Annotated in this window: 1 protein-coding gene; it reads right to left on the bottom strand. The window is 33.8% G+C overall.

What is annotated here, in order from left to right; all coding sequences use genetic code 11:
• Positions 1–112: 112 nt before the first annotated feature.
• Positions 113–1570 (bottom strand): IS1182 family transposase, encoded by a 1458-nt coding sequence (locus BIV59_RS20855; RefSeq protein WP_071353390.1) that lies wholly within the window; start codon positions 1568–1570, stop codon positions 113–115.
• Positions 1571–1690: the final 120 nt, after the last annotated feature.

Consider the following 1690-nt stretch of genomic DNA (forward strand, 5'->3'; position numbering starts at 1 on the left):
CGAGGCCACTGAAAAACTTACTTTTTTTAAAAATAATATGACTTCCAAAAAAAACAGGCAGGTTCTTGTTCGTTTCTTCCAAGAATCTGCCTGTTTTTATTTACTTTTACTATTATTTTTCTTTTAAGAGCGAGATAATTCGCTTCAAATTCACAGCGAATATTGTTGTTGCACCTTGTATTTCCATACCAAATAGACCCGCGGAAAATGCTGTATTATACCCGTGTCCATGTTTTAATTCACTATTTTTCGCTTCAATTTTGTAACGTGAACGTGCGAGTTCTTTAAACTCTTCACTGTTTTGGAATGCTTCCTGTTCCTTATGTTCTGTGGATTTGATTGAAACAGAATACGTTTTACTTTTAGCTCCCTTTTTATAGCAACCTTCACTGAAAGGACATATTTTACATTTCTCAATATCAAAATAATAAACTTGTTGTTGGTTATTACTTTGATTTTTCTTCCCTATACGCGCTTTACGAACTGCCATGTGGCCGGCTTTGCACACATACATACCTGCATCTTTATTGAACTCAAATTCATTTTCTTTGGCACGCCTACCTTGTGTGATTAGTGGATTAAGTTTAGATACAAGTTGAAATTCTTCTTTTAATGCGAACTGGATATTGTTTTTTTCAGAATAAGCGGTATCGCCAATAACTGTATCTATTTCCATGCCTGCATCTTTACTTTTTTTAACTAATTCCTTAAGGTACTTTCCGTCACTTTTTTCTCCAGTGGTCACAACCGCAGCTGTAATAATACGTTCATCAGTCATCGCAATATGTGTTTTAAACCCAAAGAAAGAAGAGTCAGATGATTTATGTCCAACACGTGCATCGGGATCAGTTGAATAGCTTAGCTTATCCTCAAAATCTTCAACTATTTCTTTTAAGACATTTAATTTTTCCTTTACAGCTGGAATAGCCTCAATTTGCGGTTGGGATTCAACTACATTGATAACTTGAAGACAGTAATCCAGTTCTTCTTTTACTTCGTTAGAAGTAGGTTTGGGTGGGAATTTTTGTTTTATTGACTCGTCTATTTGATAGACAGCTTTTCTTAATTTTTTTGATTTCTCTTGTAAAAATTCTTTTGGTGATTTTTGATTATATCGTGCTTTTGTATGTGTGGCATCCACGATTATTGTTTTACTTTTAATGATTTCTTTTTCTATGGCAATCTCTACTGTCTTGCCAATGAGCATATCTAATAAACCCACATCTTGAAGACGGAGCTTCCGAAATTTCGTCAATGAACTAGGATCGATTACAGGATCGTCAGGTACCATATCTAGAAAAAATTTAAACGACATGTCATATCTTGAACGTTCTACTACATCTACATCAGATAAGTCAAATATGGATTTTAGAAGTAAATATTTAAACATCCGAATCGGCGGCACTGCATTACGACCATTATCAAGACAATATTTATCCTTTAATTCTTGTAAAATGAAAGAGAAGTCAACAAGTTCACTAATTTGACGAAGCATATTATCTTTGGGAACGACAATATCATAAATTGCCATAAATGGACTAAGATTTAGAGTTTCTTGTTTTGAAATCATTCTGGAAATCACCTACATACATTTTCTATCTTTAATTATAAAGCAAAAAGGCAGTATAAAGTTCGATTGCTCGAACTTTATACTACCTAATTTAACAGAGTGGACTTTTTCAGTGGCCTC

The sequence above is a fragment of the Bacillus sp. MUM 13 genome, assembly GCF_001866725.1.
Taxonomy (GTDB): Bacteria; Bacillota; Bacilli; order Bacillales; family DSM-1321; genus Peribacillus.

What these genes read in the sequence shown, in the direction of transcription:
- BIV59_RS20855 (WP_071353390.1), bottom strand. Translation starts at nt 1,570, where the DNA reads ATGATTTCAAAACAAGAAACTCTAAATCTTAGTCCATTTATGGCAATT.